General features: G+C 55.5%; 21 protein-coding genes, 1 pseudogene and 1 riboswitch. Of the genes and pseudogenes, 10 read left to right on the top strand and 12 right to left on the bottom strand.

From position 1 onward, the window contains the following. Positions 1–89 precede the first annotated feature (89 nt). The 4 genes from FN082_RS17375 to dalD all read right to left on the bottom strand — a co-directional run bounded on the left by FN082_RS17375 (position 90) and on the right by dalD (position 5,111). Positions 90–752, bottom strand: a complete 663-nt coding sequence (locus tag FN082_RS17375) for an HAD family hydrolase (RefSeq protein ID WP_139536670.1) — start codon at positions 750–752, stop codon at positions 90–92. 48 nt (positions 753–800) lie between these two features. Beyond that, positions 801–2,078, bottom strand: a complete 1,278-nt coding sequence (dalT, locus tag FN082_RS17370; protein WP_142462819.1) for a D-arabinitol transporter — start codon at positions 2,076–2,078, stop codon at positions 801–803. A gap of 192 nt (positions 2,079–2,270) precedes the next feature. Then, a complete protein-coding gene (gene xylB / locus FN082_RS17365) occupies positions 2,271–3,734 on the bottom strand; it encodes a xylulokinase (protein ID WP_142462820.1) in 1,464 nt (487 codons plus the stop codon). Positions 3,735–3,743: 9 nt separating this feature from the next. Next, positions 3,744–5,111, bottom strand: a complete 1,368-nt coding sequence (gene dalD, locus FN082_RS17360) for a D-arabinitol 4-dehydrogenase (protein ID WP_142981997.1) — start codon at positions 5,109–5,111, stop codon at positions 3,744–3,746. A gap of 206 nt (positions 5,112–5,317) precedes the next feature. Here dalD and FN082_RS17355 point away from each other — a divergent pair, with 206 nt between their 5' ends. Further along, entirely contained in the window at positions 5,318–6,259 is a 942-nt protein-coding gene (locus FN082_RS17355) for a sugar-binding transcriptional regulator (RefSeq protein ID WP_142981996.1), read from the top strand. 14 nt (positions 6,260–6,273) lie between these two features. Here FN082_RS17355 and FN082_RS17350 read toward each other — a convergent pair whose 3' ends face one another. Further along, the gene (locus FN082_RS17350) at positions 6,274–7,275 is read right to left on the bottom strand and encodes a LacI family DNA-binding transcriptional regulator (RefSeq protein ID WP_139536555.1); all 1,002 of its coding nucleotides are present in this window, start codon (positions 7,273–7,275) and stop codon (positions 6,274–6,276) included. 256 nt (positions 7,276–7,531) lie between these two features. Between FN082_RS17350 and FN082_RS17345 the strand changes: the two genes are divergently transcribed. Both FN082_RS17345 and FN082_RS17340 read left to right on the top strand, forming a co-directional pair. Further along, a complete protein-coding gene (locus FN082_RS17345; protein ID WP_180349494.1) occupies positions 7,532–8,281 on the top strand; it encodes an SDR family oxidoreductase in 750 nt (249 codons plus the stop codon). A gap of 30 nt (positions 8,282–8,311) precedes the next feature. Then, positions 8,312–9,919 (top strand): FGGY-family carbohydrate kinase, encoded by a 1,608-nt coding sequence (locus tag FN082_RS17340; RefSeq protein WP_139536556.1) that lies wholly within the window; start codon positions 8,312–8,314, stop codon positions 9,917–9,919. 100 nt (positions 9,920–10,019) lie between these two features. Here FN082_RS17340 and fbaB read toward each other — a convergent pair whose 3' ends face one another. The 3 genes from fbaB to thiM all read right to left on the bottom strand — a co-directional run bounded on the left by fbaB (position 10,020) and on the right by thiM (position 12,791). Continuing rightward, complete coding sequence (gene fbaB / locus FN082_RS17335) at positions 10,020–11,072, bottom strand: class I fructose-bisphosphate aldolase (protein ID WP_139536557.1); 1,053 nt, start codon at positions 11,070–11,072, stop codon at positions 10,020–10,022. A 148-nt stretch (positions 11,073–11,220) separates the two neighbouring features. Next, positions 11,221–12,021 (bottom strand): bifunctional hydroxymethylpyrimidine kinase/phosphomethylpyrimidine kinase, encoded by an 801-nt coding sequence (gene thiD / locus FN082_RS17330; protein WP_142981995.1) that lies wholly within the window; start codon positions 12,019–12,021, stop codon positions 11,221–11,223. Continuing rightward, positions 12,018–12,791 (bottom strand): hydroxyethylthiazole kinase, encoded by a 774-nt coding sequence (gene thiM, locus FN082_RS17325; protein ID WP_142462824.1) that lies wholly within the window; start codon positions 12,789–12,791, stop codon positions 12,018–12,020. Before thiM ends, thiD begins: the two co-directional genes overlap by 4 nt. Positions 12,792–12,825: 34 nt before the next feature. Next, positions 12,826–12,922, bottom strand: a riboswitch (TPP riboswitch). Between the two features lie 232 nt (positions 12,923–13,154). Between thiM and FN082_RS17320 the strand changes: the two are divergent. The 3 genes and pseudogenes from FN082_RS17320 (at position 13,155) to FN082_RS17310 (ending at position 16,243) form a co-directional block, all read left to right on the top strand. Beyond that, a pseudogene (locus FN082_RS17320) lies at positions 13,155–15,131 on the top strand (alkyl/aryl-sulfatase). A 483-nt stretch (positions 15,132–15,614) separates the two neighbouring features. Continuing rightward, positions 15,615–15,884: an AbrB/MazE/SpoVT family DNA-binding domain-containing protein gene (locus FN082_RS17315; RefSeq protein ID WP_142981994.1), complete on the top strand. Its 270-nt coding sequence runs from the start codon at positions 15,615–15,617 to the stop codon at positions 15,882–15,884. Next, a complete protein-coding gene (locus tag FN082_RS17310; protein WP_142981993.1) occupies positions 15,878–16,243 on the top strand; it encodes a type II toxin-antitoxin system PemK/MazF family toxin in 366 nt (121 codons plus the stop codon). Before FN082_RS17315 ends, FN082_RS17310 begins: the two co-directional genes overlap by 7 nt. A gap of 544 nt (positions 16,244–16,787) precedes the next feature. Here the strand turns inward: FN082_RS17310 and FN082_RS17305 are convergent. Further along, positions 16,788–17,714 carry a LysR family transcriptional regulator gene (locus FN082_RS17305; protein WP_180349496.1) on the bottom strand — a complete coding sequence of 309 codons (927 nt, stop codon included), beginning with the start codon at positions 17,712–17,714 and terminating at the stop codon, positions 16,788–16,790. A 127-nt stretch (positions 17,715–17,841) separates the two neighbouring features. Between FN082_RS17305 and FN082_RS17300 the strand changes: the two genes are divergently transcribed. Together FN082_RS17300 and FN082_RS17295 are read left to right on the top strand one after the other, a co-directional pair. Next, entirely contained in the window at positions 17,842–19,653 is a 1,812-nt protein-coding gene (locus tag FN082_RS17300) for an adenine deaminase (protein ID WP_142981992.1), read from the top strand. A 2-nt stretch (positions 19,654–19,655) separates the two neighbouring features. Next, positions 19,656–20,999 carry an NCS2 family permease gene (locus FN082_RS17295; RefSeq protein WP_142462830.1) on the top strand — a complete coding sequence of 448 codons (1,344 nt, stop codon included), beginning with the start codon at positions 19,656–19,658 and terminating at the stop codon, positions 20,997–20,999. A 127-nt stretch (positions 21,000–21,126) separates the two neighbouring features. Here FN082_RS17295 and FN082_RS17290 read toward each other — a convergent pair whose 3' ends face one another. After that, positions 21,127–22,020 (bottom strand): LysR family transcriptional regulator, encoded by an 894-nt coding sequence (locus FN082_RS17290; RefSeq protein ID WP_142981991.1) that lies wholly within the window; start codon positions 22,018–22,020, stop codon positions 21,127–21,129. Positions 22,021–22,190: 170 nt separating this feature from the next. Between FN082_RS17290 and FN082_RS17285 the strand changes: the two genes are divergently transcribed. After that, positions 22,191–22,508 (top strand): RcnB family protein, encoded by a 318-nt coding sequence (locus tag FN082_RS17285; RefSeq protein ID WP_139536566.1) that lies wholly within the window; start codon positions 22,191–22,193, stop codon positions 22,506–22,508. 60 nt (positions 22,509–22,568) lie between these two features. Here the strand turns inward: FN082_RS17285 and FN082_RS17280 are convergent, their stop codons facing one another. Further along, entirely contained in the window at positions 22,569–22,898 is a 330-nt protein-coding gene (locus tag FN082_RS17280; protein ID WP_139536567.1) for a hypothetical protein, read from the bottom strand. A 363-nt stretch (positions 22,899–23,261) separates the two neighbouring features. Further along, on the bottom strand, positions 23,262–24,371 hold the full coding sequence (apbC, locus tag FN082_RS17275; RefSeq protein ID WP_142981990.1) for an iron-sulfur cluster carrier protein ApbC: 1,110 nt from the start codon (positions 24,369–24,371) through the stop codon (positions 23,262–23,264). Between the two features lie 151 nt (positions 24,372–24,522). Between apbC and metG the strand changes: the two genes are divergently transcribed. After that, the gene (gene metG, locus FN082_RS17270; RefSeq protein WP_112213219.1) at positions 24,523–26,556 is read left to right on the top strand and encodes a methionine--tRNA ligase; all 2,034 of its coding nucleotides are present in this window, start codon (positions 24,523–24,525) and stop codon (positions 26,554–26,556) included. Positions 26,557–26,653: the final 97 nt, after the last annotated feature.

The raw sequence follows: 26,653 nt of genomic DNA, 5'->3' as shown, positions 1-26,653 counted from the left end.
CGGCATGGTGAAAAGAGGAGCGTGAGCGCAGAAAAGAGATTAACCGACCGGGTACATCCTGAAACTTTCTGCGCTCACAAATTACTGACTTATACCGCCGCCTCTGGCTCTACAGAAAGAGCTTCCAGCAGTTCAGGTAACGCCCGATAGCGACCTGCGGCGGCCTGAAAACGACCATGCAGGCAATCTTCGGCGATAACGATAGTGGGGATATTTGCTGCCTGAGCGGCGCTAAAACCATTAAAGCTGTCTTCAATCACCAGGCACTGACTGGCGTTGAGGTTGAGCTTGCGCAGCGTTGACAAGTAAACCGCCGGGTGAGGCTTGCCGCGTTCTTCATCATCCGCGCTGGAAACCACGTCAAAATAGTGCCAAAGGGAGAGTTTGTTCAGTACTGCGGAGATAACCTGGTGGGAAGATGAGGTGGCGAGCGCAATCTGATAGCCAAGCTGACGAAAATAGCTTAACGCTTCATGCACGCCGTTCATCGGCTCACCTTCGGCGGATATCAGGCCAGTGATGCGCTGCAGTATCGCCTCTTCAAGCCGCTGTGGCGCAACATCAAGTCGACAGTGTCGGCACCAGGTGCGGGCAATATCGTCAAGGCGTTTACCTTTGGTGAGCGTTTCGCACTCATCAACGCTCACCGTTACCCCCCACTGCGCCAGCGCTTCAATTTGCGCCTGTCGCCACAGGGTTTCGGAATCAATAATCACGCCATCCATGTCAAAAATAACTGCCTGAATACTCATCATCCACCTCATTAAGGCTGGCACAGAGACCATGCCAGCCGCATTACCTTAAGAAAACTCAACCTGCTCGCTGGCGGGCGCTTCCTTGTGGGAAAATCCCGGCTGCTCAACGCGAATAAACGCACAGAGGAAAAAGGCCACCACGTACAGCGCGGTATAGGCAATAACCACTCCGATAGTGCTGAAGAACGGCAGCAATATCACCGCTATGGCTGGCGCAAGAAAGTTCGACATCCCTGCTGACAGGTTATAAACCGAAATCGCCGCGCCTTTGTGCTTCGGTTCCAGCGCCGGGAAAACGGCAGCCAGCGGCACGAAAGCGGCGACAAAGATCCCTAAGGCGATAGCCGGAATCATCGCCATAGCAAAGTTATGCCCAAAGTGCTGCGGAATGTAGTAAAACGCCAGGCTGGAGAGCGCCATACCGATACAGCCGAACCAGCGCACTACCTTCATCCAGCCTAGTTTTTCGCCCAGAATACCCCACAGCACGTTAGAGAAAATGGTGGTGAAGAAGAAGGCGGCCCACACCTGCAGCCATTCCGACGTGGTAAAGCCCAGCTCGTCAACAAACATCATCGGCATAATTACCGCAAAGCCAAACAATGACAGGGTATTAATAATCCTCACCATGCTCGACAGCAGAATATTGCGATTGGTATAAAGCAGCGTCGCCGCGCGTCCCAGCTCGGAAAACTTCTCCCGCGTGGTCAGGTTCTGCATATGACGCGGCGTTTGAATATGGCGCAGGGAAACCAGCGCAATGATGCCGCCGGTCAGGCAGAAGGCCAGCGCCAGCCACAATGTTCCCAGTTCGCCGATGTGCGGAATAGTAAAGCTCGGAATATAGCTGCCGAATACGCCGATACCGATGGAGTAAACTGCCCAGAACCAGCCGATTGCCGAACTGGCGTTATCGCTTTTCACGTTGTGGATAATGGCCACGATAAACGAGTAAAGGAACAGAGGATACGCGAAGCCGCGGATACCGTAGAAAATTAAGATCAGCGCATAGTTCGCGTGACCGAGGCCGAAGACCAGAAACAGTACATGGAATACGCACCACAGCACGAAGCCGATCATCATGGTTTTCAGAGGGGTGATAATTTCTGCTACGACCCCTGAAATCCACGCTGACAGCGCGGCGGCCAGTCCGTACAGGGTAAAGGCAAATGAAGCCTGCGCCGGGGAGAACCCAAGCTCTTTGATATAGTGCGACAGAAATGCCAGCTCAAAACCGTCGCCGGTCATAAACACGGCAATGGCGATGTATCCCCAGAGCAGGTTGAGGGGTAAACCGAGCCACTGTTTATTATTTACGGACATAATGACCTCGTTTTCAGGGTACAGGAGGCCGCTCCGGGGAGTTCACCGGAGGGCCATTCTACCCGTCATAATTCAAACCGCAGCTGTGTTGCCTTCCTCGTTCACTCCAGTCACTTACTTATGTAAGCTCCTGGAGATTCACTGCGTCGCCGCCTTGCTGCAACTCGAATTATTTAGGGTATGTTTTTAAAATTAGTGTTGACGGAAGTTCAGGTCGTTTAAATACAAGGCGTTAAACTGCGCGTAACGCTGCATCAGGGTTTGATGACGAACCGGATCTGCCTGCCAGGTCTGCCAGACTTCTGGTTTTTCACACACGGCGGCGATGGGCTTCCCTGCCGCCAGGCAGGCCAGTCGTGCCGCGCCCAGTGCGCCGCCGGTCTCTCCGCCTTTGTGAGTCACCACCGGCATGTCGAGAATATCGGCCAGCAGTTGCGCCCAGAACGGGCTGCGGGCGCCACCGCCAACCAGCGAACATTGATCGATCTGCGTGCCGCTCTCTTTCAGCACCCGCAGGCCATCGTTAATGCCAAAACTCACCCCTTCAAGCACCGCGTAGCCAAGCTGGGCGCGCAGGCTGGAATGGGTCATTCCCCAGAACATTCCGCGCGCTTCAGGATCGTTGTGCGGCGTGCGTTCCCCGGAGAGATAAGGCAAGAAGAACGGCGCATTGGCTTTCTCTTCAGCACTTAATTCAGCAATCTCCTCCAGCAACGCCACTTCCGTGGTGCCGGTCAGACGACAGAACCACTGCAAACAGCTGGCGGCGCTGAGCATCACGCTCATCTGATGCCACAGATTCGGCAGCACGTGACAGAAAGCATGTACCGCCGACTGCGGGGCCGGACGATAGGCATCAGTTACTACAAACAGCACCCCGGATGTGCCGAGCGAAATAAACGCATCCCCCGGCGAGACCGCACCGACGCCAATGGCGCTCACCGCGTTATCACCGCCGCCACCGGCAACCACCACCGAAGCGTTAAGCCCCCAGCGTTCGGCTACCTGCGGATCGAGCGTGGCGGAAACCTCGCAGCCTTCAACCAGCGACGGCATATGGCTGCGCGACAATCCGCATTTTTCCAGCAGCGAATCAGACCAGTCGCGTTTCGCCACGTCCAGCCACAGCGTCCCGGCGGCATCCGACATATCGGAGACTTTCTTCCCGGTCATCTGGTAGCGCAGATAATCCTTTGGCAGCAGCACCGTCGCAGTACGTTTAAAGTTTTGCGGCTCGTGACGGCGCACCCACAGCAGCTTCGGCGCGGTGAAGCCCGGCATTGCCAGATTCCCCGCCACCTGATGCAGCTCCGGCGCCATCTCTTCCAGCTCTGCGCACTCCTCAGCGCAGCGAGTGTCGTTCCACAGAATGGCCGGGCGAATCACCTCCCCTGCCGCATCCAGCAGAACCGCGCCATGCATCTGCCCGGAAAGGCCAATGGCTTTGATTGCCGGCCAGTGCTGGGCGCATTTTTCCCGCAGCGTGGTCATCAGGTACTCCGTCGCCTCCCACCAGGATTGCGGCGATTGTTCTGACCAGTGCGGATGGGGCCGCTGAATACTCAGCGGCGCGCTATGGCTGGCAATAACCTCATTGTTCTCATCAATAACCAGCGCTTTAACTTCCGATGTGCCGAGATCGATACCCAGATACATAGCCACCCCTTATTTAATCAGCGAGTAAACTGCGGCGACCTTCTCGCGCATCAGCGCCAGGAAGTCAGCGTTATCGGCCAGTGTGCCAAACAGGGCTTTATCGCGGGCGTAAAGCGCTACCGGATCGCTCGCTTCAAACATTTCATGCACCGCTTGAGCGTCGAGGATGCCGTCCTGGTACTGATACGGCAGGGTTCCCTTGTGCCACTGCTCCATAAAGACGAAGAACAGCGCGGGCAGCATCGCCGTTGCTTCCGGGCGAACACCGCGCTGGTAGCACTCCTGCAGAGTTGGCGCGATCATTGCCGGAATTTTCGAAAAACCATCGGCAGCAACGCGCTGGTTGGTGTCCTGGATGTACGGATTGGTAAAGCGCTTGAGCACCACATCGCGATAAGTCGGTAAATCAATGCCGTTATCGCCGAGGCACGGAATGACGTCCTCAGTAACGTAGCGGTCGGCAATGGCATAGATAAAATCGGTCAGCGTACTTTCATGAATAAATTGCTGGCCGATTAACGTCCCCGCCCATGCAATGCAGCTATGCGAAGAGTTCAGAATGCGGATTTTCGCCTCTTCATAAGGGATAACCGACTCAACCATCTCCACGCCAACCGCTTCCAGGTTCGGGCGTTCATCGCGGAAGTTGTTTTCCACCACCCACTGAATAAAGGTCTCGCCCATTACCGGCGCTTTATCATCAATACCGGTTTGCGCTTTGATGCGCGCAGGCAGATCCGCCGCCGGACGCGGAGTGATGCGGTCCACCATGGTGTTCGGGCAGGTAGTATTAGCGGCCATCCAGTCGATCACTGCCTGTTTGCCAGTGAGCTGCAGAAACTCAACCATACCGTCGTGGAAACGTTCGCCGTTGTGGCGCACGTTATCGCAGTTCAGCAGAGTAAGAGGTCCGGCATTGTCCGCCATGCGCTTTTCCAGAATCCGCGCGATGGTGCCGTAAATGGTTTTGCAATCGCCCTTAAGGTCGGCGATTAAATCGGGGTTGTTGGTTTCCAGTTTATGACTGGTGTTCAGGTAATACCCCCCTTCCGTCACGGTGAAGGCGATAACTTTAGTCTGCGGATTTGCCCCTTCGTTAATCAGCGGCTGCAACCCGGCCTGCCACGGCAACAGTTTTTGAATGGAGGTGATCTCTTCATATTCGCGCTCCCCTTCCGGGCTCACGGTTTCCAGCACGTAGCGCCCACCCTGCGCCGTCAGCGCCTGAACGACCTGCTCAGCATCGTTGCGAATATTCCCCGCCGCGATGTGCCAGCGCTTATCCCCGGAAGCAATCAGACGATGCAGATACCACGCCTGATGTGCGCGATGAAAAGAACCCAGACCAATGTGAAGCCATGTGAATTGATTGTTCATGTTCTGCTCTCCTTGAGTTGATGGGGTCACTGTAATTGATCATTTGACCCAAATAAGAGCTATAGATCACAAAAGAGCAATTACCCAATTAAATTACAAATGACCATTAAAGAGCAAAAGCTTGCCAGTTATCCCGACCGCAGCCAGAATGCGGTTATTCGCCAGGCGAATTTTTCGCTGTGGCCAGAAACTTAGGGCAGGAAACCATGAGTAAAGAAGATGATATCCGGCTGGATCAGAAGGTCCGCGCCGCATGGATGTACTACATCGCCGGACAAAACCAGAGCGAAATCGCCAGTCAGCTTGGCACTTCAAGACCAGTGGTGCAGCGGCTGATTGCTGCGGCAAAAGAAGAAGGGATCGTATCGATTAGTTTGCACCATCCGGTAGCGAACTGCCTCGATTATGCGCAATTGTTACAGGAAAAGTACCAGCTTATTGAATGCAATATCTTGCCTGCCTTTAGCGAAGAAAGCACGCTGGACAGCGTGTCGTTCGGCTGCTATCAGCTGATGGCCCGCTACCTGCAGGATGATAAAGATAAAATCATCGGCCTGGGATCCGGACTGACCCTGAAAAAAACGCTACAGCGCATCGACTTCGATAGCTCAAATACCCGCTGCGTCGCGCTCATCAGCGCCATGGACGCCGATGGTCAATGTAACTATTACGATGACGTCCCGCTGCTGCTGACCAGTAAAATTAAGGCGAAGTACTATCAGTGGCCCGCGCCGCGCTATGCGCAAACCCAGGAAGAGTACAACATGTGGTGCACCAGCCGACTGTTCCGCAGCGTTTGTGACGTTGCCCGCCAGGCGGACGTTATTTTTGTGGGGATTGGACCATTAGGTACGCAAAGCCCGATATTTAAAGATGGCTTTATCAATCAGGCGCAAATGGATGAGGTGACCGCGCAAGGCGGGATCGGCGAGATCATGGGGCGCTTTATCGATGCCGAAGGCGGCGTGGTCGACAGCGAAATCAACAGAATGATCACCAGCTACGATATCCGCCAGAATCAGTGTCCACGTATCGCGGTGGCGTGCGGCGAATACAAACGCCCGGCTATCCTGGCGGCGCTTAAGGGCGGCTGGATCAACGGCCTGGTGACCGATGAACACACCGCCCGCTGGCTGCTGACGCGCTAACGTCAACAGCCGAATCAACGACTGCTCATCAATAGCGGCGGAATTTCAATCCGCTGCTGGTTGGTATCGCCGGAATCGATAATACTAAATACCGCCTCCAGCATCGCCGGGACGTTCTGCTGCACCATATCAATATCGTGCCCCAGCAGATAGACAAACGGGTCCCAGTCAAAGCAGCCCATTGGCGGCTGGCCGCTACCGGTAAGCCCCGCCTGCGACAGCCATCGCACCACCCCTTCCAGCGAAATAGTCGAGTTGACGAACAGCCCCTGCAAAGGAATATCAGTCAAGCCAAACCGCTCTTGCAGGCAGGCCTCAACTTTACCCTTCGAATAGCCGGGGGCCAGAATATTCGCCTGCGGCACGTTCAGCCCCAGCTCACGGTGCGCATCGTGAAAACCGCGTAAACGCTCGCTGGTGTTGTGGTCGCTACTACGCCCACCGATAAAGGTCAGCGGCGCCAGCTCTCCCCGGCGGCGGGCGCTGTTAGCCAGGATCTTGTGGGTCAGCGCTTTCGCGCCACCGTAGTTATCAGAAATCACCGACGGCGCGATAGACCCCGGCAGGTCAAGGTTGACGGTTGGCACCCCCGCCTGCTGACATAAAGCAGTAATTTTGTCCGGGTTGGTGGCCCCGGTTGCCACCACCCAATCCACCTGCCAGGAGAGCATCGCTTTTACCGCTTCAATTTCCAGTTCCGGGCTACGACGGGTGCAGGTAATAATCGGCAACAGCCCGCGCTCGCGGGCCATCTCCTCAAAGCGCTCGGCAACCGATCCGAAATAGCGGTTATCGTATTTGGGGACAATCATGCCGATGACGTGCGATTTTTTACTGCGCAACATGCTGGCCTGACGATTAACCGCATAGCCCTGCTCTTCGGCAATTCGCGTTACCTTTTCGGCAAGCTTTGCGCTGATGCGGCGCTTTTTCCAGTTGCCATTGAGGATGGCGCTCACCGCGCTTGCCGACACGCCGGATAGCTCCGCCAGGTCGTAAATCGTGATTTTCTTCATTTTCCCAACTTGCGTCACAAATTCATTTCGCCGTTAATTTCCCCACTTGCTCAATCGATGAAGCTAGCGCAACATGAGCTTCATCGATTGAGCTTCCATTTCACTCCACGAAGTATTAGCGCATTCAGCGTTAATACTCCAGCGAATATGAAAAAATAGTGCTTGTATTCAATAACTTAAAATATTTAATTCAAAGCATCGAACGCGATGCCCTCGCGTTCGATAGTTCCAACCAGACTCTGTCGAGGATTATAAAATGAACCACTCTGTCTCCTCTATGAATACTTCCCTCAACGGTAAAGTTGCCGCCATCACTGGTGCCGCTTCCGGTATCGGCCTCGAATGCGCTAAAACCCTGCTGGGGGCTGGCGCAAAGGTCGTGCTTATCGACCGTGAAGGTGAAAAGCTCAATAAAATTGTCACCGAGCTGGGCGAAAACGCCTTCGCCCTACAGGTTGATCTGATGCAGGCGGACCAGGTCGATAATATCCTGCAAGGTATTTTAAAGCTGACCGGGCGTCTCGATATTTTCCATGCTAACGCCGGAGCCTACATCGGCGGGCCGGTAGCGGAAGGCGACCCGGACGTGTGGGATCGCGTACTGCACCTCAACACCAACGCCGCTTTCCGCTGCGTGCGTAGCGTCCTCCCGCATCTGATTGCGCAAAAATCCGGGGATATTATTTTCACCAGCTCTATTGCCGGCGTGGTGCCGGTTATCTGGGAACCTATCTATACCGCGTCGAAATTTGCCGTCCAGGCGTTTGTCCATACCACCCGTCGCCAGGTTTCCCAGTACGGCGTCCGCGTGGGTGCCGTGCTGCCAGGACCGGTAGTGACCGCCCTGCTGGACGACTGGCCAAAAGCCAAAATGGACGAAGCCCTGGCCAACGGTAGCCTGATGCAGCCGATTGAAGTGGCCGAGTCGGTGCTGTTTATGGTGACCCGCTCGAAAAACGTTACCGTGCGCGACATTGTTATCCTGCCTAACAGCGTGGATCTCTGACCGTTCAACCAGACTGTGTGAGAGGATTTTATGCAAAGCAATACTCAAAATATTATTGGCGTAGATGTTGGTTCAGGCAGCGTTCGCGCGGGGGTATTCAACCTGCGGGGTGAGCTTCTTGCCCACGCTACCCGGGAAATCACCCTGTTTCGCAGCGCAGGAAGCGTGGTTGAACAGTCGAGCCGCGAGATCTGGCAGGCGGTGTGTTACTGCATTAAAACGGCGGTAGCGAACGCGAACGTCGCTCCCGCGTCGATTGCCAGTATCGGCTTCGACGCCACCTGTTCGCTGGTGGTAATTGGTGAAAACAACGCGCCGCTGGCGGTTGGCCCTTCGGAAGATCCTGACCGCAATATTATTGTCTGGATGGATCACCGCGCCACCGGGCAAGCGGAAAAGATTAACGCCACGGGCCACTCGGTGCTGCAATACGTCGGCGGTAAAATCTCGCCGGAGATGGAAACGCCGAAAATTTTGTGGCTGAAGGAGAATCGTCCGCAAATCTATCAACAGGCGCGCCACTTCTTTGACCTCGCTGATTATCTCACCTGGCGCTCAACCGGCGATTTGGCCCGCTCGGTGTGCACCGTGACCTGTAAATGGACCTACCTGGCGCATGAAAAACGCTGGGATGCCGGATACTTCCGCCAGATTGGCCTTGAGGAACTGGCGGATGAAGATTTTGTCCGCATCGGCCAGCGTATTGTCGATCCGGGAACGCCCTGCGAGGGTGGTCTGTGCGCAACAGCGGCAGATGAGATGGGCCTGCCCGTCGGCACGCCGGTGGCGGTCGGCATGATTGACGCCCACGCGGGCGGGATTGGTACCGTTGGCGTGCTTAACGGCGCGGTCAACAATATGGCCTACGTGTTCGGTACTTCCTCCTGCACTATGACCACCACCCAGGATGCCGTCTTTGTGCCCGGCGTGTGGGGGCCTTACTATTCCGCCATGGTGCCAGGGTTCTGGCTTAGCGAAGGCGGCCAGAGCGCAGCGGGTGCGGCTATCGACCAGTTATTGAGCTTCCATCCCGCCGCGGCAGAGGCTAAAGCGCTGGCAAAAGAAGCCGGGGTTCCGCTACCGGTGTATCTTGCCGACAAGGTGCTGGTGCAGGTGGATAATCCTTCCGAAGCAGTCAAGCTCGCTGCCGGTCTGCACGTGGTGCCGGAGTTTTTAGGCAACCGTGCGCCGCTGGCGGATCCGAACGCGAAAGCGATTATCGCCGGACTGGGCATGGAGCGGGATCTGGAAAACCTGATTGCGCTGTACGTCGCGGGATTATGCGGTATCGGCTACGGTCTGCGGCAGATTATCGATGCGCAGAAAAATTGCGGGATTGATAGCGAAAATATCGTCATCAGCGGCGGCGCAGGTCAACATCCTTTAGTTCGCCAGCTGCTGGCAGATGCTTGCGGCATTAACGTGGTCAGTACCGAGTCCAGCGAACCAGTGCTGTTAGGTTCGGCAATTCTCGGTGCCGTAGCGGGTAACATTGCCCCTTCGCTGCCGGAAGCGATGAAGCAGTTTACCCGAGTGGATAAAACTTACCGCTGCGAAGAGCAATTTAGCGCCGATCATCAGCGTCGTTACGAAGCGTATAAAACGCTCCAGCACACGGCGCGATTGATTCGCGAATAAGCAGGATCCCGGAGGCGGCGCTTGACGCACCTGTCCGGGCTACCCTTCCCGTAGCCCGGACAAGCGTAGCGCCGCCGGGGAAGGCAGACGACGCGAATGCTTAAGCGATGGTAACTTTGCCGTCCAGATAAACATCCTGCACGGCATTAATCAGCTTCACGCCGTCGGCCATCGATTTTTTAAAGGCCTTACGGCCCAGAATCAGCCCCATGCCGCCCGCGCGTTTATTGATAACCGCCGTACGTACAGCATCGGACAGATCGGTTTCACCGCCCGCCGCGCCGCCGGAGTTAATCAGCCCGGCGCGACCCATATAGCAGTTCGCCAGCTGATAGCGCACCAGATCAATCGGGTTCTCGGTAGTTAATTTGCTGTAAACCCGGTCATCGGTATAGCCGAAGTTCACCGCCTTATAGCCGCCGTTATTCTCCGCCATTTTCTGCTTCACAATATCCGCACCGATAGTGGCCGCCAGATGGTTGGCCTGGCCGGTTAAGTCGGCGGAAACGTGATAATCGACGCCATCTTTCTTAAACGCCGGGTTCCGCAGATAGGCCCACAGCACGGTCACCAGGCCCAGTTCATGCGCGCGCTCAAAGGCCACAGAAATTTCCTCAAGCTGGCGACGAGATTGTTCAGAACCGAAATAGATAGTCGCCCCTACCGCCACGGCTCCCATATTGAACGCCTGCTCAACGCTGGCGTACAGCGTCTGGTCATATTCGGTCGGGTAGCTTAGCGTTTCGTTGTGGTTCAGTTTGACCAGGAAGGGGATACGGTGCGCGTAGCGGCGCGACACCGAGGCCAGCACGCCATAGGTGGAGGCCACGCAGTTGCAACCGGCTTCAATAGCCAGTTCGACGATATTTTTCGGATCAAAGTACAGCGGGTTAGCGGCAAAAGAAGCGCCAGCAGAATGCTCTACGCCCTGGTCAACCGGCAGAATAGACAAATATCCGGTTCCCGCCAGACGGCCAGTGTTATACAGGGTTTGCATATTACGCAGCACCGCCGGTGGACGATTGTTATCAACCATCACCCGATCGACGTAGTCCGAACCCGGTAAATAGAGCTGATCGGCTGGAATCGTCATACAACGGTGCTGTAAAAGCGTGTCGGCATCTTTGCCAAGCAACTGCGTAATATCGGTCATAGCTATCTCCCGTAAGTGCCGGTCGAAACCGGCATGCATTTTCCCAACCCAATTATTTTGGGCAGGTTAAGCCTGGTACCGACTCAGCAGATTTTCCAGCCGGGAGCGTATTTTTTCAGCATGGTCTGCTGGCACGTTGTCGTGCCGTTTACCACCAGGCATGGAAATGATGCACCGGGCCAATCCCCTGCCCGACCTCCAGCGAATCCGCCTGCGCCAGCGCCGCAGAGAGCCAGCCTTTAGCCTCCGCTACCGTTTGCCCCCAATCATCGTAACGAGGACGCAGCGCCGCCAGCGCCGCCGATAGGGTACAGCCGGTGCCGTGCGTATTTTTGGTCTGCACTCTTGGCGCGGTAAAGCGCTGTTCTTCTTCACGGGTAAACAGCCAGTCCGGGCTTTCGGCGTCATCCAGATGACCGCCCTTCATTAATACCGCGCCGCAGCCCATTCCCAGCAGCGCTCTGCCCTGCTCCAGCATCTCCTGTTCCGTTCTGGCATGCGGCGTATCCAGTAGCGCTGCCGCTTCGGGCAGATTTGGCGTGATCAATGACACCTGCGGCAGCAGGCGCTGGCGCAGCGTCTGCACTGCGCTGACCGAAAGCAACGGATCGCCGCTTTTCGCCAACATCACGGTATCCAGCACCACGTTTTTAATCTGATAACGCGCCAGCCGCTCCGCCACCGCTTCGACGATATCCGTTTCCGCCAGCATGCCAATTTTAGTGGTATCGATTCGCACATCGCTGAATACCGAATCGAGCTGCGCGGCAACAAAATCAGGCTCAATGCGGTACACAGACTGCACGCCTCGGGTGTTTTGCGCCACCAGCGCAGTGATGACCGAGCAGCCGTAAGCGCCCAGCGCTGAGAAGGTTTTGAGATCCGCCTGGATCCCCGCGCCGCCGCTCGGGTCGGTTCCGGCGATGGTTAAAGCATTGATTCGTTTCACAGGCCGCCCTCCGCGTACAGCGCATCCAGGAATGCGGGAGTAAAGCTGCCGGGACCGCCCCGCTGCGCCGCGATTCCACCCGCGAACTTCATCAGACCGCAGGCCGCAGCGACGTTTTCCAGACGGTCACCGGGCATCGCCGTGCTGGCGGCAACCACCGCCGACAGCGCGCAGCCAGTGCCAACCACCCGAGTCATTAGCGGATCGCCGCCGGTGACAGCGCGCGTACGCTGACCATCGGTGACGTAATCGACCTCTCCGGTTACTGCGACCACGGTATTCAACTGGCGAGCTAACGCCTGAGCCGCGGGCAGCGCGGCGGCGGCGGTATCGGTGGTATCGACACCGCGCCCGCCGCCGCTCATCCCGGCAAGGGCCATAATTTCTGAAGCGTTACCACGAATAGCGGCTGGCTGTAGCGCCAGAAGCTCCCGACAAAATTCAGTACGTAAAGTCAACGCGCCGACCGCCACCGGGTCCAGCACCCACGGTTTGCCCGCCTGCTTTGCGCTATGCGCCGCCGCCCGCATCGCCGTCGCACGCTCAACGGTTAGCGTGCCGACGTTAATCAGCAGCGCGTCGGCAATGGCAGCAAACTGGCTGGCTTCATCCGGGTCGATAACCATCGCTGGTGATGCGCCAATCGACAGCAGCACGTTGGCGGTAAAGGTTTGCACCACGTCGTTAGTCATGCAGTGAACAAGGGGAGAATGGCGGCGAAAAAGGTGCCGCAGATGGGCAATATGCGCGGGGTTTAGCAGGTCAGACATCGTTTGCTCCCGCCAGGCGATGAAGAAGCAACGACCCTGCGGTCTCTGACTTCCCTACGCTGGCATTATCCAGATCAGGTGGTACGGGTTTTTCTCAGCCTTCACAAGGAAGGGCACCCCGAGTCATTGAGAGATAAAACGTTCTCAGCAGGCAGGTTACGGGAAGTCACCAGACAACGCAAGCCGGTCCAGTGAGGTTCATATTGACCTTACCGATATAAATTTAACATTTAATTTATTTTAAATTAACAAAATAAACACTTTCCCAGATACATGATTATAGTTTGAGGAAGCGTTACAGGATGTAACCCGACGTCATATCGAAATTAACGAGTGAATCATTGCAAAACCACGAGGATTCCAATGAAATTAACCCCGATAATGAAAGGATTGGCCCTGGCTGGAATATTCACTACCCTCCCCCTGACAAGCTGGGCGGAGACCTCCCCTAAAGAAGCGACAGCGGCAACCAAACAAGCGAACGACGCGCTGTACAAACAACTTCCCTTCTCCGATAACACCGACTTTACCAACGCGCACAAAGGCTTTATCGCCGCACTGCCCAGCGAGATAATTAAAGGCGAACAAGGCAATGTTATCTGGAACCCGCAGCAGTATGACTTTATTAAAGAGGGTGAAAAAGCGCCGGATACCGTCAACCCCAGCCTCTGGCGTCAGTCTCAGCTGATTAATATCAGCGGCCTGTTTGAAGTGACCGAAGGTGTGTATCAGATTCGCAACCTCGATCTCTCCAATATGACCATTATCGAAGGTAAAGAAGGCATTACCGTTGTGGACCCGCTGGTGTCGGCGGAAACCGCCAAAGTCGGTATGGATCTGTATTACAAAAATCGCGGCAATAAGCCGGTGGTAGCGGTGATCTACACCCACAGCCACGTTGACCATTACGGCGGCGTGCGCGGCGTAGTCGATGAAGCCGATGTGAAATCCGGCAAGGTCAAAATCTACGCGCCTTCCGGTTTTATGGAAGCCGCCGTTGCGGAAAACATCATGGCCGGTAACGTGATGAGCCGTCGCGCCAGCTATATGTACGGCAACCTGCTCAAACCAGATGCAACCGGTCAGGTTGGCGCGGGGCTAGGTACGACGACCTCTGCCGGTACCGTCACCCTGATTGCCCCAACCAACATCATCGAGAAAGATGGCCAGAAAGAGACTATCGACGGCCTGACCTACGATTTTATGCTGGCGCCGGGCTCGGAAGCGCCATCGGAAATGCTGTGATATATCGAAGAGAAGAAACTGATCGAATCCGCAGAAGATGTCACCCACACACTGCATAACACCTACTCGCTGCGCGGGGCAAAAATTCGTGAGCCGCTACCATGGTCGAAATATATCAACGCCGCCATCGTACGTTGGGGCGACAAAGCCGAAATCATCATGGCGCAACACCACTGGCCAACCTGGGGCAATGAGAACGTTGTTAACCTGCTGAAAAGCCAGCGCGACCTGTATCGTTACATTAACGACCAGACCCTGCGTATGGCCAACGAAGGTTTGACCCGCGATGAGATCGCCGCCAAATTCAAACTCCCGGACAGCCTGGCGAATACCTGGGCCAACCGCGGCTATTACGGTTCCGTCAGCCATGATGTGAAGGCAACCTACGTACTCTATCTCGGCTGGTTCGACGGCAACCCGGCAACGCTGGATGAACTGCCGCCGGAAGAAGCGGCGAAGAAATTCGTTGATTATATGGGCGGTGCCGACGCGATTATGAAGAAAGCCAAAGAGGACTACGACCAGGGCAACTACCGCTGGGTGGCGCAGGTCGTGAGCAAAATCGTCTTCGCCGACCCAGGCAATATTGATGCTCGTAATCTGGAGGCCGATGCTCTGGAACAACTGGGCTATCAGGCAGAATCAGGGCCGTGGCGTAACTTCTACCTGACCGGCGCGCAGGAGCTGCGTAACGGCGTGGTGAAAGGCCCGACGCCGAACACCGCCAGCCCGGATACCGTGCGGGCAATGACGCCTGAGATGTTCTTCGACTATCTGGCGGTACATATCAACGGCGAAAAAGCTGGTACGGCTAAATCGGTGTTTAATATCGATCTCGGTAACGATGGCGGCAAATATAAGCTGGAGCTGGAAAACGGCGTACTGAACCACACCGCCGATGCCGAAGCGAAAGACGCCGATGCCACCATTGCGCTGGATCGCACCACGCTGAACAAAATCATCCTGAAAGAGGAAACGCTTAAGCAGGCGCAGGATAAGGGTGAAGTGAAAGTGACCGGAAACGGCGCCAAGCTGGACGAAATGCTGGGTTATATGGATAAATTTGAGTTCTGGTTCAATATTGTGACGCCGTAAATAAGTCACCCCGCGGCAGTCGGTCGCGGGGTCTTAACTTGCCTATTGTTCGATTTGCGTATCGCCGGATATCGTAATCGTAGAGTACATTCCCAAGCGTGCTGATTCCGCCTATCCCGCAGACGAGGCGCTTCGCTTGCACGGGCCGACTAGAAATGCATAACATTATGATATTTTGGATTTTACAGGCTGGGTAAGGCACCAGCCCCCGGCAGAAATGCCAGTAAAATAGCCAAAACATGTTTTTCATCATACGAGTTAATCTCCAGCGCCTATTCATCCCTGCTGGCGAGAGGAACATTTCTTCACTGCCTCTATGGCTTGCCATGTAGCTCCTCTGATTGTTCATTAGTCCTCGACCTACGTTATATCTTCGATTTTATTAATCGTTTTTTTGATGTATACCGGGATACGAGCAAAGGTATTTTTAGTGCTACTTTGTGCTATATTAAGTAGAACAAAGTAGCACCAAGAGGAAGCACAATGCAGACTGTAAAACTGAGACAACAGGGCGGGGCCATGATAGTCACCATCCCACGCGATCTGGCTGCTGGGCTCGGCTGGACCGTTGGCGCAGAACTGACGGTTGAGAAAAAAGGCGATGGTGTCAGCCTCACTGCCACTAAGCACAATCCACGCGGAAGGCTCACTGTCACTCAGTTGCTAGGGCAGATTGACGAGAAGGAGATCGCCGAGCTGAACAACGCGGTCGACAGCTGGGCAAATGGGAAACAGGGGAATGAGGCATGGTAAAGGCAAGGACGCCACACCGCGGAGAAATCTGGCACTTTAACCCGGACCCAGTCGCCGGTCACGAGCTGAGCGGCCCTCATTACTGTATCGTTGTTACTGACCAGGCGCTAAACAGGGCGCTGAAAGTCGCAATGTGTTGCCCTATCTCGACCAGCGCGAACGCTGCGCGCTCTGAGGGAGTGACAGTCAACGTGTTACCACACGATACTGATAACGGTAACCTGCGCGGCGTCGTTCTCTGTCACCAGCTAAAAGCCGTGGACCTGATTGCGCGTGACGCTAAGTTCTATGCTGCCGCAGATGAAGCGCTGATTTGCGAAGTTGTGACAAAGCTGGTGAATTTAATCGACCCACAATAGCGCCATGATGCGTAAAGCCTGTAATGCTACATGCTGTTCATCCCCACTCCCGTGGGGAACGTCATGAAAATTGACAGCCGCAACCTCTATTGATCGGTTCATCCCCACTCACGCGAGGAACGTGCTTTTCCCGCAAGCCATCCCCACAGTTATGGCGATTCATCCCCGCTGACGCGGGGAACATCTGCTGATTTCCTCACCGCGCCAAACAAAGTCCGGTTTATCCCCGCTGGCGCGGGGAACATACCGTCGTTAACTGACCCCACGTCCAGCCAGCCGGTTTACCCCCGCTGGTGCGGGGAACATTCAAAGCGGACTGTCGTCGCCTCAGAGCACAGCGGTTTACCCCCGCTGGTGCGGGGAACATACTAAACATACCTTTTTGTTTTATAATGATTTTTTTCGCATAAAACAATCTACCGACATTTTTGCAACAAATTGATTTTATTAAAGAGCGATAACTCTTTGATTTTAAAAGGCACGATAAAGCATTCCGTTAACTCTATCTCAATTCACCAAAACAAACTATGAAAGCAATGGTCCCCTACAGACTCACTTCCCGCAGTGAACTTAGCAATAAAGAGAAGCACTCTTCAATTAGCGGCGGCAGAGGCTGAGGCCCGCGCATCAGCGCGACGGTACGCGTTAAAGCAGGCTGCTGAAGCTGGGCAATCTTCAAAGCAGGATCCTGAAGGTGAGTAGTATAAAGCTCAGGCAGAATCGCCACCGCCAGCCGGGAACGCACCAGACCATAAAGGGTTTCAATATAATCAACCTGATAGCGTGTATTCAGCGTCAGGCGATGGCTCTCTGCCAGCGCGCCGACCAGACGCTGAATATTGCCCTTTGAGAACACCGCAATATCTCGCCCGGCCAACAGCTTCCACGGCACGTGCGGCTGCCCGGCCAGAGGATCGTCACAATGCAGCACGGCAACGAACGGATCTTCGCGCAGAGGATAAACCAGCAGTTCCGGCGGCAAAGAGCGATCAATTGCACCGACGGCGAAATCTATTTTCCCTGACTGAAGCTCACAAAACAGGGCATCGTTAGTCTGATCGTGAAATTCCACCCTCAGGCGCGGAAAAGCCTGCGCCAGCGTCTGCGGCAGAAGAGGAAACAGCAGCGAGCTCACCGACGGCACCAGGCCTATGCGCACCGTGCCATCGCCGCCGGCCTCGACAATCTGCTGCATATCCTGAAACGCCAGTTGCGCCACGCTCAGCACCCGCCGGGCATGGGGCAAAATTGCGGACCCCAACTCGGTCAACGTCACTGACGACGCCGTGCGGTTAACCAGCTTACCGCCCAGTACTGCCTCGATTTGCCGCAGCGCGCTGCTTAGCGCCGGTTGGCTGATAGCCAGCCGGTTAGCGGTGTCGGTGAAATGGCGTAGCTGAGCCAGGGTCACAAAATACTGGATCTGCTTAAGAGAGAGCGCGGGCAGACGCTGCCAGGGTTCAGTCATAATGTTCTTCGTCTTCACTAACGGTCATTACGCAGAATAAGCCGAGGTTATCGGGCAATAAATTTATTCATCTGGGCAAACGTTTGCTCTGCCCCTAGAGTATCCCCATTATCCTTGTGCCGGAGTTGTTATGTCCAGCAGTGCTGAAACCCGCCGTCGCGCCGTCCAGGCCGCACGCGGCGAATCCCCGTTCGATTTATTATTAACCGACGCGCAGATCGTCGATATGGCGACCGGCGAGATCCGCGAGGCCGATGTCGGCATCGTCGGTGACACGATCGCCAGCGTGCATCCACGCGGCAGCCGCTCCGACGCTCAAGAACATCGCTCTCTGGCAGGATACTTTTTATCGCCGGGACTCATGGATACTCACGTCCATCTGGAAAGCTCCCATCTGCCGCCAGAACGCTACGCCGAAATCGTCCTTGCCCAAGGCACCACGGCGGTGTTCTGGGATCCGCACGAGCTGGCCAACGTGCTTGGCGTAGAAGGCGTGCGCTATGCCGTCGCCGCCAGCCGCTCTCTGCCGCTGCAGGTGATGGTCGCCGCCCCCTCCAGCGTGCCGTCCACGCCAGGGCTGGAGATGTCCGGCGCGGATTTCGCCGGCGCGGAGATGGCAACCATGCTGGCGTGGCCGGAAGTCCGCGGCGTCGCCGAAGTCATGGATATGCACGGCGTGCTGCACGGCAGCGAGCGGATGCAGGAGATTGTCCAGGCCGGTCTGGATAGCGGTAAGCTGATTGAAGGCCACGCGCGCGGTCTGAGCGGTGCGGATCTACAGGCCTATCTCGCCGCCGGGGTCACCTCCGATCACGAACTAACCTCGGCAGAAGATGCGCTGGAAAAACTGCGTGCAGGACTGACCATCGAAATTCGTGGTTCGCACCCTTATTTGCTGCCGGGCATCGTCAATGCACTGAAAACGCTACCGCATCTCTCCTCGCAGATCACCGTCTGCACCGATGATGTTCCGCCGGATATGCTGCTGGAAAAAGGTGGCATCATTGCCCTGCTCAACCTGCTGATTGAGCATGGTCTGGCGGCGACCGACGTATTGCGCTTCGCCACCTTAAACGCGGCAATCCGCTTACAGCGTAGCGATCTTGGACTGATTGCCGCCGGACGTCGTGCCGATCTGGTAGCCTTCGATTCATTAGAACAACTCAAAGCGCAGGAAGTCTACGTCGCCGGGAAGCTGATTGCCCGCGAAGGGACTCTGCTCCAGCCTGTTTCAGCGGCGGCAGGCGTCACTCCACCGCGCGACACGCTGCAAATCTCACCGCTAAGTCCTGACGATTTTATCCTCCGCGTCGAGGCGATTCGCCACGGCATCGCCCGCCTGCGGCATATTTGCGGCGCGCGCTTTACCCAGTGGGGCGAAGTTGAAGTGCAGGTTCGCGACGGCAAAGTGCGCATTCCGGATGGGTTCAGCCTGATTTGGGTCAAGCATCGCCACGGTCGCCACGAGGCAACACCGCAGATTGCGCTGTTAGAAGGCTGGGGAGAACTACGCGGCGCAATCGCCACCAGCTACTCCCACGACTCGCATAACCTGGTGGTGCTGGGTCGCGATGCTGACGATATGGCGCTGGCGGCAAACCAACTGATTGCATCCGGCGGCGGCATGGCGCTGTCGCAGCAGGGTCAGATCCTTGCCCACGTGGCGATGCCGATTGCCGGTATGCTCTCGGACTTACCGGCCCCGGAGCTGGCCCAACAGTTCCGTGAGCTGCGTGATTTAAGCAGCAAAGTTGCCGACTGGGAGCCACCTTACCGCGTGTTTAAGGCTATCGAAGGCACCTGCCTCGCCTGTAACGCCGGTCCGCATTTGACAGATTTAGGTTTGACCGACGGCAGCACCCGCCAGATAGTCGAGCCGCTGATAGACTGCCGGGAAACCCCGGAACACACACATCACAACAATAAACATCAGGGAGCCTGAGCATGGCCGACAACACCCTTCATTCATCCGCGCAAGGAAGCTGGCTGGAGCGCCGTTTTGCCTTGTATTCCCGCGGCAGTACGCTACGCACTGAATGCCTCGCGGGCATTACCGGCTTTCTCGCCGCCGCCTATCTGCTGGTGGTTATCCCCGGCCTGCTGGCGGTTGGCGGGATGGATAAAGGCGCAGCAACCACCGGTACGATTCTGGTGTTCGTCGGCGGCACGCTGCTGATGGCGTTTTACGCCAACCTGCCCTTTATTGTCGGACCGGGCATCGGCGGCTCGGTGCTGGTCGGCGTGACCCTGGCTGGCAGTGAGGGCATCGGCTGGCAGGTGGGGCTCGGTATCGCCTGCTGGTCGGGGATCCTGTTTTTCCTGCTGACTAAATTCGGCCTGCGAGAAGTGGTGACCCGCTCGGTGCCGCAGTCCATTAAGCTCGGATTAACCGCCTCGATCGGCCTTTTCGTCGCGGTACTCGGCTTCCGCAACGCCGGGCTGGTGCTGGCCAACGCCAAAACCAATGCCCTGATGCTCGGTGATTTTCTCTCACCAGGGGCGTTGGTGGCGCTCTGCGGGCTGTTTCTGGCCATCGCTCTGCAGGCGCGGCGGATCCCCGGTTCAATTTTATGGGCCATTCTGGTCGCGACGCTGATTGGCATCCCCATGGGCGTGACTAAACTACCGGGCAGCTTTATCGATATGCCGCATTCGCTGACGCCGGTGCTGGGACAAATTGATATGCTAGGGGCGTTGAATATCGCCTTCCTGCCGTTCCTGTTTGTCTTTTTCGCTTCAGAGTTCTTTTCCACGATGGGTACCACGCTGGCGGTGGGCGGCGAAGCGGGTCTGCTGGATGAAGAAGGCAACATGCCGCATATCAATCGCCCGTTTATGGTCGATTCGATTGCCGCAGCCGTTGGCCCCTGGCTGGGCATTCCAGCGGCGACCGCGCTGATTGAATCTTCGGCGGCAGCGGAAGCTGGCGGCAAAACCGGGTTAACCGCGCTGTCGGCGGCGGTAATGTTCCTGCTGATGCTGCTGTTTACGCCGGTGGCGCTGATGATCCCTAAAGAAGCGACCGCCCCGGCGCTGATCCTGATCGGCCTGAATATGTTCAGCGGCCTGCGTAAAGTGGATCTGGCGAATTTCACCGACGGGCTGCCGGTGCTGATGATGGTGATGATCACCCTGATCGCAAATAGCTTTGGTACCGGGATTGCCGGTGGGCTGCTGTTCTATGTGGTGATTAAAACCATCGCCGGTAAGTGGCGGGAGATCCCGGTAGGTCTGTGGATCCTCGCGATTCCGCTGGTGTACTACTTTGCTACGCTGGTGAAGCATTAAGGTTCGTGCCAATAATTGCCCCGGAGGCGGCGCTTGACGCGCCTGTCCGGGCTAGCGGTCCGCAGACAGTGGTGGATCCGTAGCCCGGTCAGCGAAGCGCCGCCGGGAATGACACCAGCGTTAAAGCCTATACTTTCTCGCACTCCGCTTTTACCGCATCATATAACAGCCTCACCGCAGCAGAGAGCTGTTTGCGGTGCGGGCAAATCATATTCAACGGCACCACATCTCCCTGATACTGTGGCAACAGCACCTGTAGCCGTCCTTCGCGGAGATCGTCGCCAACGTCCAGCGCCGATTTAAACGCAATTCCCTCTCCAGCCACGGCCAGGCGGCGAATCACCTCCGCGTCATCGCTCACAATCGTGCCGGAAACCTGCACGTGATGTACTTTCCCGTCCAGACTCAACGGCCAGCGGTCGAACGGCCTGCCGCGCAGCACGTAGGTAAGCGCATTATGCTGGGCTAAATCTTCCAGCGTTTGCGGTTCGCCGTGCTCAGCTATCCAGCCGGGCGAAGCCACCAGCACCCGGCGGTTCTCCCACGCGACGGGCAGGGAAATAAACGAAGCATCATCGTTATCGCCGTAGCGAAACGCGACGTCCACCGGATCTTTAAACACATCGGTCCGATGATCGGAAAACAGAATCCGCAGGCGCAGCGCCGGGTGACGATCGCGAAAAGCGCGAAACACATTGAGCAGCAGATTGCGCCCGAGGTCGGATGGCACGGCGATTTGTAGCGTGCCGCGAATTTCGTCGTCAGGCGCCTGAATTTTTTGCAGTCCTGCATGCAACGTATCGAGCATCTGAGTGGCATAGGGCAACCAGGTCTCCCCTTCCGGCGTCAGACGCAGACTGCGGGTCGAACGGGCAAAAAGACGAATATTCAGCGTTGTTTCCAGACGCTTGATCGCCGCACTCACCTGCGCAGGCTGCTGCCCCGCTTCGCGTGCCGCCTCGCTAAAACTGCCTAACGCCGCCGCGCGGACAAATAGGGTCAGATCTTCCAGCCTGAACATAGGGACTCCCGAACCCGGATTATTCTTAAAACAGGCGCGACGCGGTAAAAAAGCATCGCTGCATCACTGTTTGCTTACACTTTAAACCAAACCAACACTTGCCATTTAGTTGATGCATCAGGAATCATACGAGGCTGCGATTTCGTGTCCAGGATATTAATGAGGAAATTATGCGTAAAACGAAAATGATGCTTCTGGGCGTACTCTTGGCCAGTACCAGCGCCGTATGGGCGGCTGACGCGGGCAGTCTGCAAAAATATGAACTGGATGGGGTCACCGCAGATTTCAAACAGTTCCACATCGGCGATACCGTACCGCCGCTCTATCTCACGCCAGAGTACAACATTAAACAGTGGCAGCTTCGTAACCTGCCCGCACCGGATGCCGGTACACGCTGGACCTATATGGGGGGAAGCTACGCGTTGATTACCGATACTGAAGGGAAAATTCTAAAAATCTACGACGGTGAAATTTTCTATCATCGTTAAGCCATGAACGCCAGCGTACTGCTCAGTTCGCTGGCGTTTTGCTTTCTGCTTGTTAAAGCGCTATTCGTTAAAACGGTTTTGCTTTTGCATAAATTCCTCGACGGCAATGTATGAAACGATCTGTTCATACAACATCAGAATACTTAATATCAAATCGCCACCGCTGCGCAGTAAATCATCCGGCGCCATATGATTCTGTTCATCTGATAAAAAATTAATTTGCTCATAAATCTCGCAATATTCACCATAAGCGCCAATCGGAACCTCAGTTAGGGGAATGTTTTCCTGGCAATAGCGCAGCGCGTCCGCAGCCTTTTCAGGTAGCGAGCGTGTGTGCATAAAAATCACCAGCAGTTCTCGTAACTTAACGATTAGAGCAATATTATTCATCTCGTACTCCGGAAATTTATTACGGCTACATTTCCCTTCCATCGTTTTTATTTACGCATTGCTGTTACTGTCCACACCTCGCCAAATAAAAAAGATAAACTTTCAAAAAATAAAGCTCGTAGTGGCGAATAATAAAATATTCTACTTCTATATTAATAAAGCTCTCATAACCACGGCAAGAAAACAATGTTAAAAATATGTTTTATTGATAAATCTCAATATCGCTTAATGTGAATAAAAATATGTAATATTTAACGATAATGATATTGATGTGGTGATTAAATTATTAGCTGAAACACCGTTATCAGAAAATAAAAAAACCGTGCTACGCAGAACGCCGCACGGCTAAGGACTGTGAGGACATTACACCGCGCGGAAGGCTATCTCGCCGGGGATAACTTCCCCCTGCCAGTAGAGCTGAGCCGCAACGCGGTCCGCCAGCTGGCGGTAAGTCTCGGTAAACTCGCTCTCCGGACGCGCAACCACCGTCGGAGTCCCTTTATCAAGGTCTTCACGCAAGGTGATATGCAGCGGCAGCTGGCCCAGTAGCTGGGTGTGGTATTTATCCGCCAGCTTTTGCGCGCCACCGGTACCGAAGATAGGTTCATGGTGCCCGCAGTTGCTGCAAATATGCATGCTCATGTTTTCCACAATACCCAGCACCGGCACTTCGACTTTTTCAAACATCACGATGCCTTTTTTAGCGTCGATCAGCGCAATATCCTGCGGTGTGGTCACCACTACCGCCCCGGTTACCGGAATATTCTGCGCCAGCGTCAGCTGAATGTCGCCGGTGCCTGGCGGCATATCCAGTACCAGATAATCGAGATCCGGCCACAGGGTTTCCTGCAGCATCTGCATCAGCGCTTTGCTGGCCATTGGGCCGCGCCACACCATGGCGTTATCGTCGGTCACCAGATAGCCGATAGAGTTGGTGGCAAGACCGAATTTCATAATCGGCGCCATATGAGTGCCGTCCGGCGAAGTGGGACGCTGGTCTTCCGCGCCGAGCATGGTCGGAATCGACGGGCCGTAAATATCGGCATCGAGAATGCCGACTTTCGCTCCTTCCGCCGCCAGCGCCAGCGCCAGGTTGACCGCCGTAGACGATTTCCCCACCCCGCCTTTACCGGAGCTGATAGCGATAATGTTTTTTACGCCGTTAATGCCGGGCTGATTTTTTACCCGCTGAAGCGTGGCGATGCTGTGCGTCAGCTTCCAGTCAATGGCTTTTGCGCCGGTAATGCGCAGCAGCTCGGCGCTGCACTGCTCCTTGAGCACCTCAAACGCGCTATGCCAGACAAACGGCATCTGAATTTCGATGTGTACGGTGTCATCCAGCCAGGCGACGTGATGCAGCGCCTTCAGCGTGGTGAGGTTATGTTTCAGGGTTGGGTGCTGGAAATTAGCCAGGGTCCCGGCGACCATCGCACGCAGACGCTCGGGGGATTTGGCCTGGGATTGCGAACTCATCCCGACTCCTTTGTTATTGTGGGTTGAATCTTATCCGTTAAGTTTACCTTAAAGGGAATAATTCCCCCACAATAAGCTTTGGGCTTACCAAATTATTGCCTTTGCGGTAACATCAAAAACCCTTTTTACAATAGAAGATGTAATGCCCACTATGACTCAAGTCGCGAAGAAAATTCTGGTAACGTGCGCGCTGCCGTACGCAAACGGCTCAATCCACCTCGGCCACATGCTGGAGCACATCCAGGCTGATGTCTGGGTCCGTTACCAGCGAATGCGCGGCCACGAGGTCAACTTCATCTGCGCCGACGACGCCCACGGTACGCCGATCATGCTGAAAGCGCAGCAGCTTGGTATTACCCCGGAACAGATGATTGGCGAAATGAGTCAGGAGCATCAGACCGATTTTGCTGGCTTCGACATCAGCTACGATAACTATCATTCCACGCATAGCGACGAAAACCGCGAGCTGTCGGAGCTTATCTATGGCCGCCTGAAAGAGAACGGTTTTATCAAAAACCGCACTATTTCTCAGCTTTACGATCCGGAAAAAGGCATGTTCCTGCCGGACCGTTTTGTGAAAGGCACCTGTCCGAAGTGTAAATCACCGGATCAGTACGGCGATAACTGCGAAGTGTGCGGCGCGACCTACAGCCCAACCGAGCTTATCGAGCCGAAATCCGTGGTTTCCGGCGCGACGCCGGTGATGCGTGAGTCCGAGCACTTCTTCTTCGACCTGCCGTCGTTCAGCGAAATGCTCCAGGCGTGGACCCGCAGCGGCGCGTTGCAGGAACAGGTCGCTAACAAGATGCAGGAGTGGTTCGAGTCCGGCCTGCAGCAGTGGGACATTTCCCGCGATGCACCTTACTTCGGCTTCGAAATCCCCAACGCGCCGGGCAAATATTTTTACGTCTGGCTGGATGCGCCAATTGGCTACATGGGCTCCTTCAAGAACCTGTGCGACAAGCGCGGCGACACCGTAAGCTTCGACGAATACTGGAAGAAAGACTCCACCGCCGAGCTGTATCACTTTATCGGCAAAGATATCGTCTACTTCCACAGCCTGTTCTGGCCGGCGATGCTGGAAGGCAGCAGCTTCCGCAAGCCGACCAACCTGTTCGTACACGGCTACGTAACGGTGAACGGCGCGAAGATGTCCAAGTCGCGCGGCACCTTTATTAAAGCCAGCACCTGGCTGAATCATTTTGACGCCGACAGCCTGCGCTACTACTACACTGCCAAGCTCTCTTCGCGCATTGATGATATCGACCTGAACCTGGAAGATTTCGTGCAGCGCGTCAATGCTGACATCGTCAACAAAGTCGTTAACCTCGCTTCGCGTAACGCCGGTTTTATCAATAAGCGTTTCGACGGCGTGCTCTCTGCTGAGTTGGCCGATCCGGCGCTGTACAAAACCTTTACCGATGCGGCTGCCAGCATTGGTGAGGCATGGGACAGTCGCGAGTTCGGTAAGGCTATCCGCGAAATTATGGCGCTGGCAGACGTCGCTAACCGCTACGTTGACGAACAAGCTCCGTGGGTGGTCGCCAAACAGGAAGGCCGCGATGCTGACCTGCAGGCCATCTGCACCATGGGTCTGAATATGTTCCGCGTGCTGATGACCTGGCTCAAACCGGTCCTGCCGCAGCTTGCCGCACGCGCCGAAGCGTTCCTCAACAGCGAACTGAGCTGGGATGCTATCCAGCAGCCGCTGCTCGGCCATAAGGTCAATACCTTTAAAGCGCTGTACAACCGTATCGAAATGAAACAGGTTGAAGCGCTGGTTGAAGCGTCGAAAGAGGAAGTGAAAGCGCTGTCTGCGCCGGTTACCGGTCCTCTGGCGGATGATCCGATTCAGGAAACCATCACCTTTGACGATTTTGCCAAAGTGGATATGCGTATCGCGCTGATTGAAAACGCCGAGTTCGTTGACGGTTCCGATAAGCTGCTGCGCCTGACGCTGGATCTTGGTGGCGAGAAACGTAACGTCTTCTCCGGTATCCGCTCCGCCTACCCGGATCCGCAGGCGCTGATTGGTCGCCTGACGGTGATGGTCGCCAACCTGGCACCGCGCAAAATGCGCTTCGGCATCTCGGAAGGCATGGTGATGGCCGCAGGCCCAGGCGGGAAAGATATCTTCCTGTTAAGCCCGGACAGCGGCGCTCAGCCAGGCCAGCAGGTCAAGTAATCCTCGCATAACGCGCTGCTCCGGCAGCGCTTTTTTTTATAAATTCTGAAAATCGCATTCTTGTCGTCCTCCCCCTCTGTGTTCTTAGTAATAACTG

It is taken from the genome of Klebsiella spallanzanii, from assembly GCF_902158555.1.
Lineage (GTDB): Bacteria > Pseudomonadota > Gammaproteobacteria > Enterobacterales > Enterobacteriaceae > Klebsiella > Klebsiella spallanzanii.
Note: the sequence above shows the minus strand (reverse complement) of the source record. Positions and strands in the feature narration are given on the sequence as shown.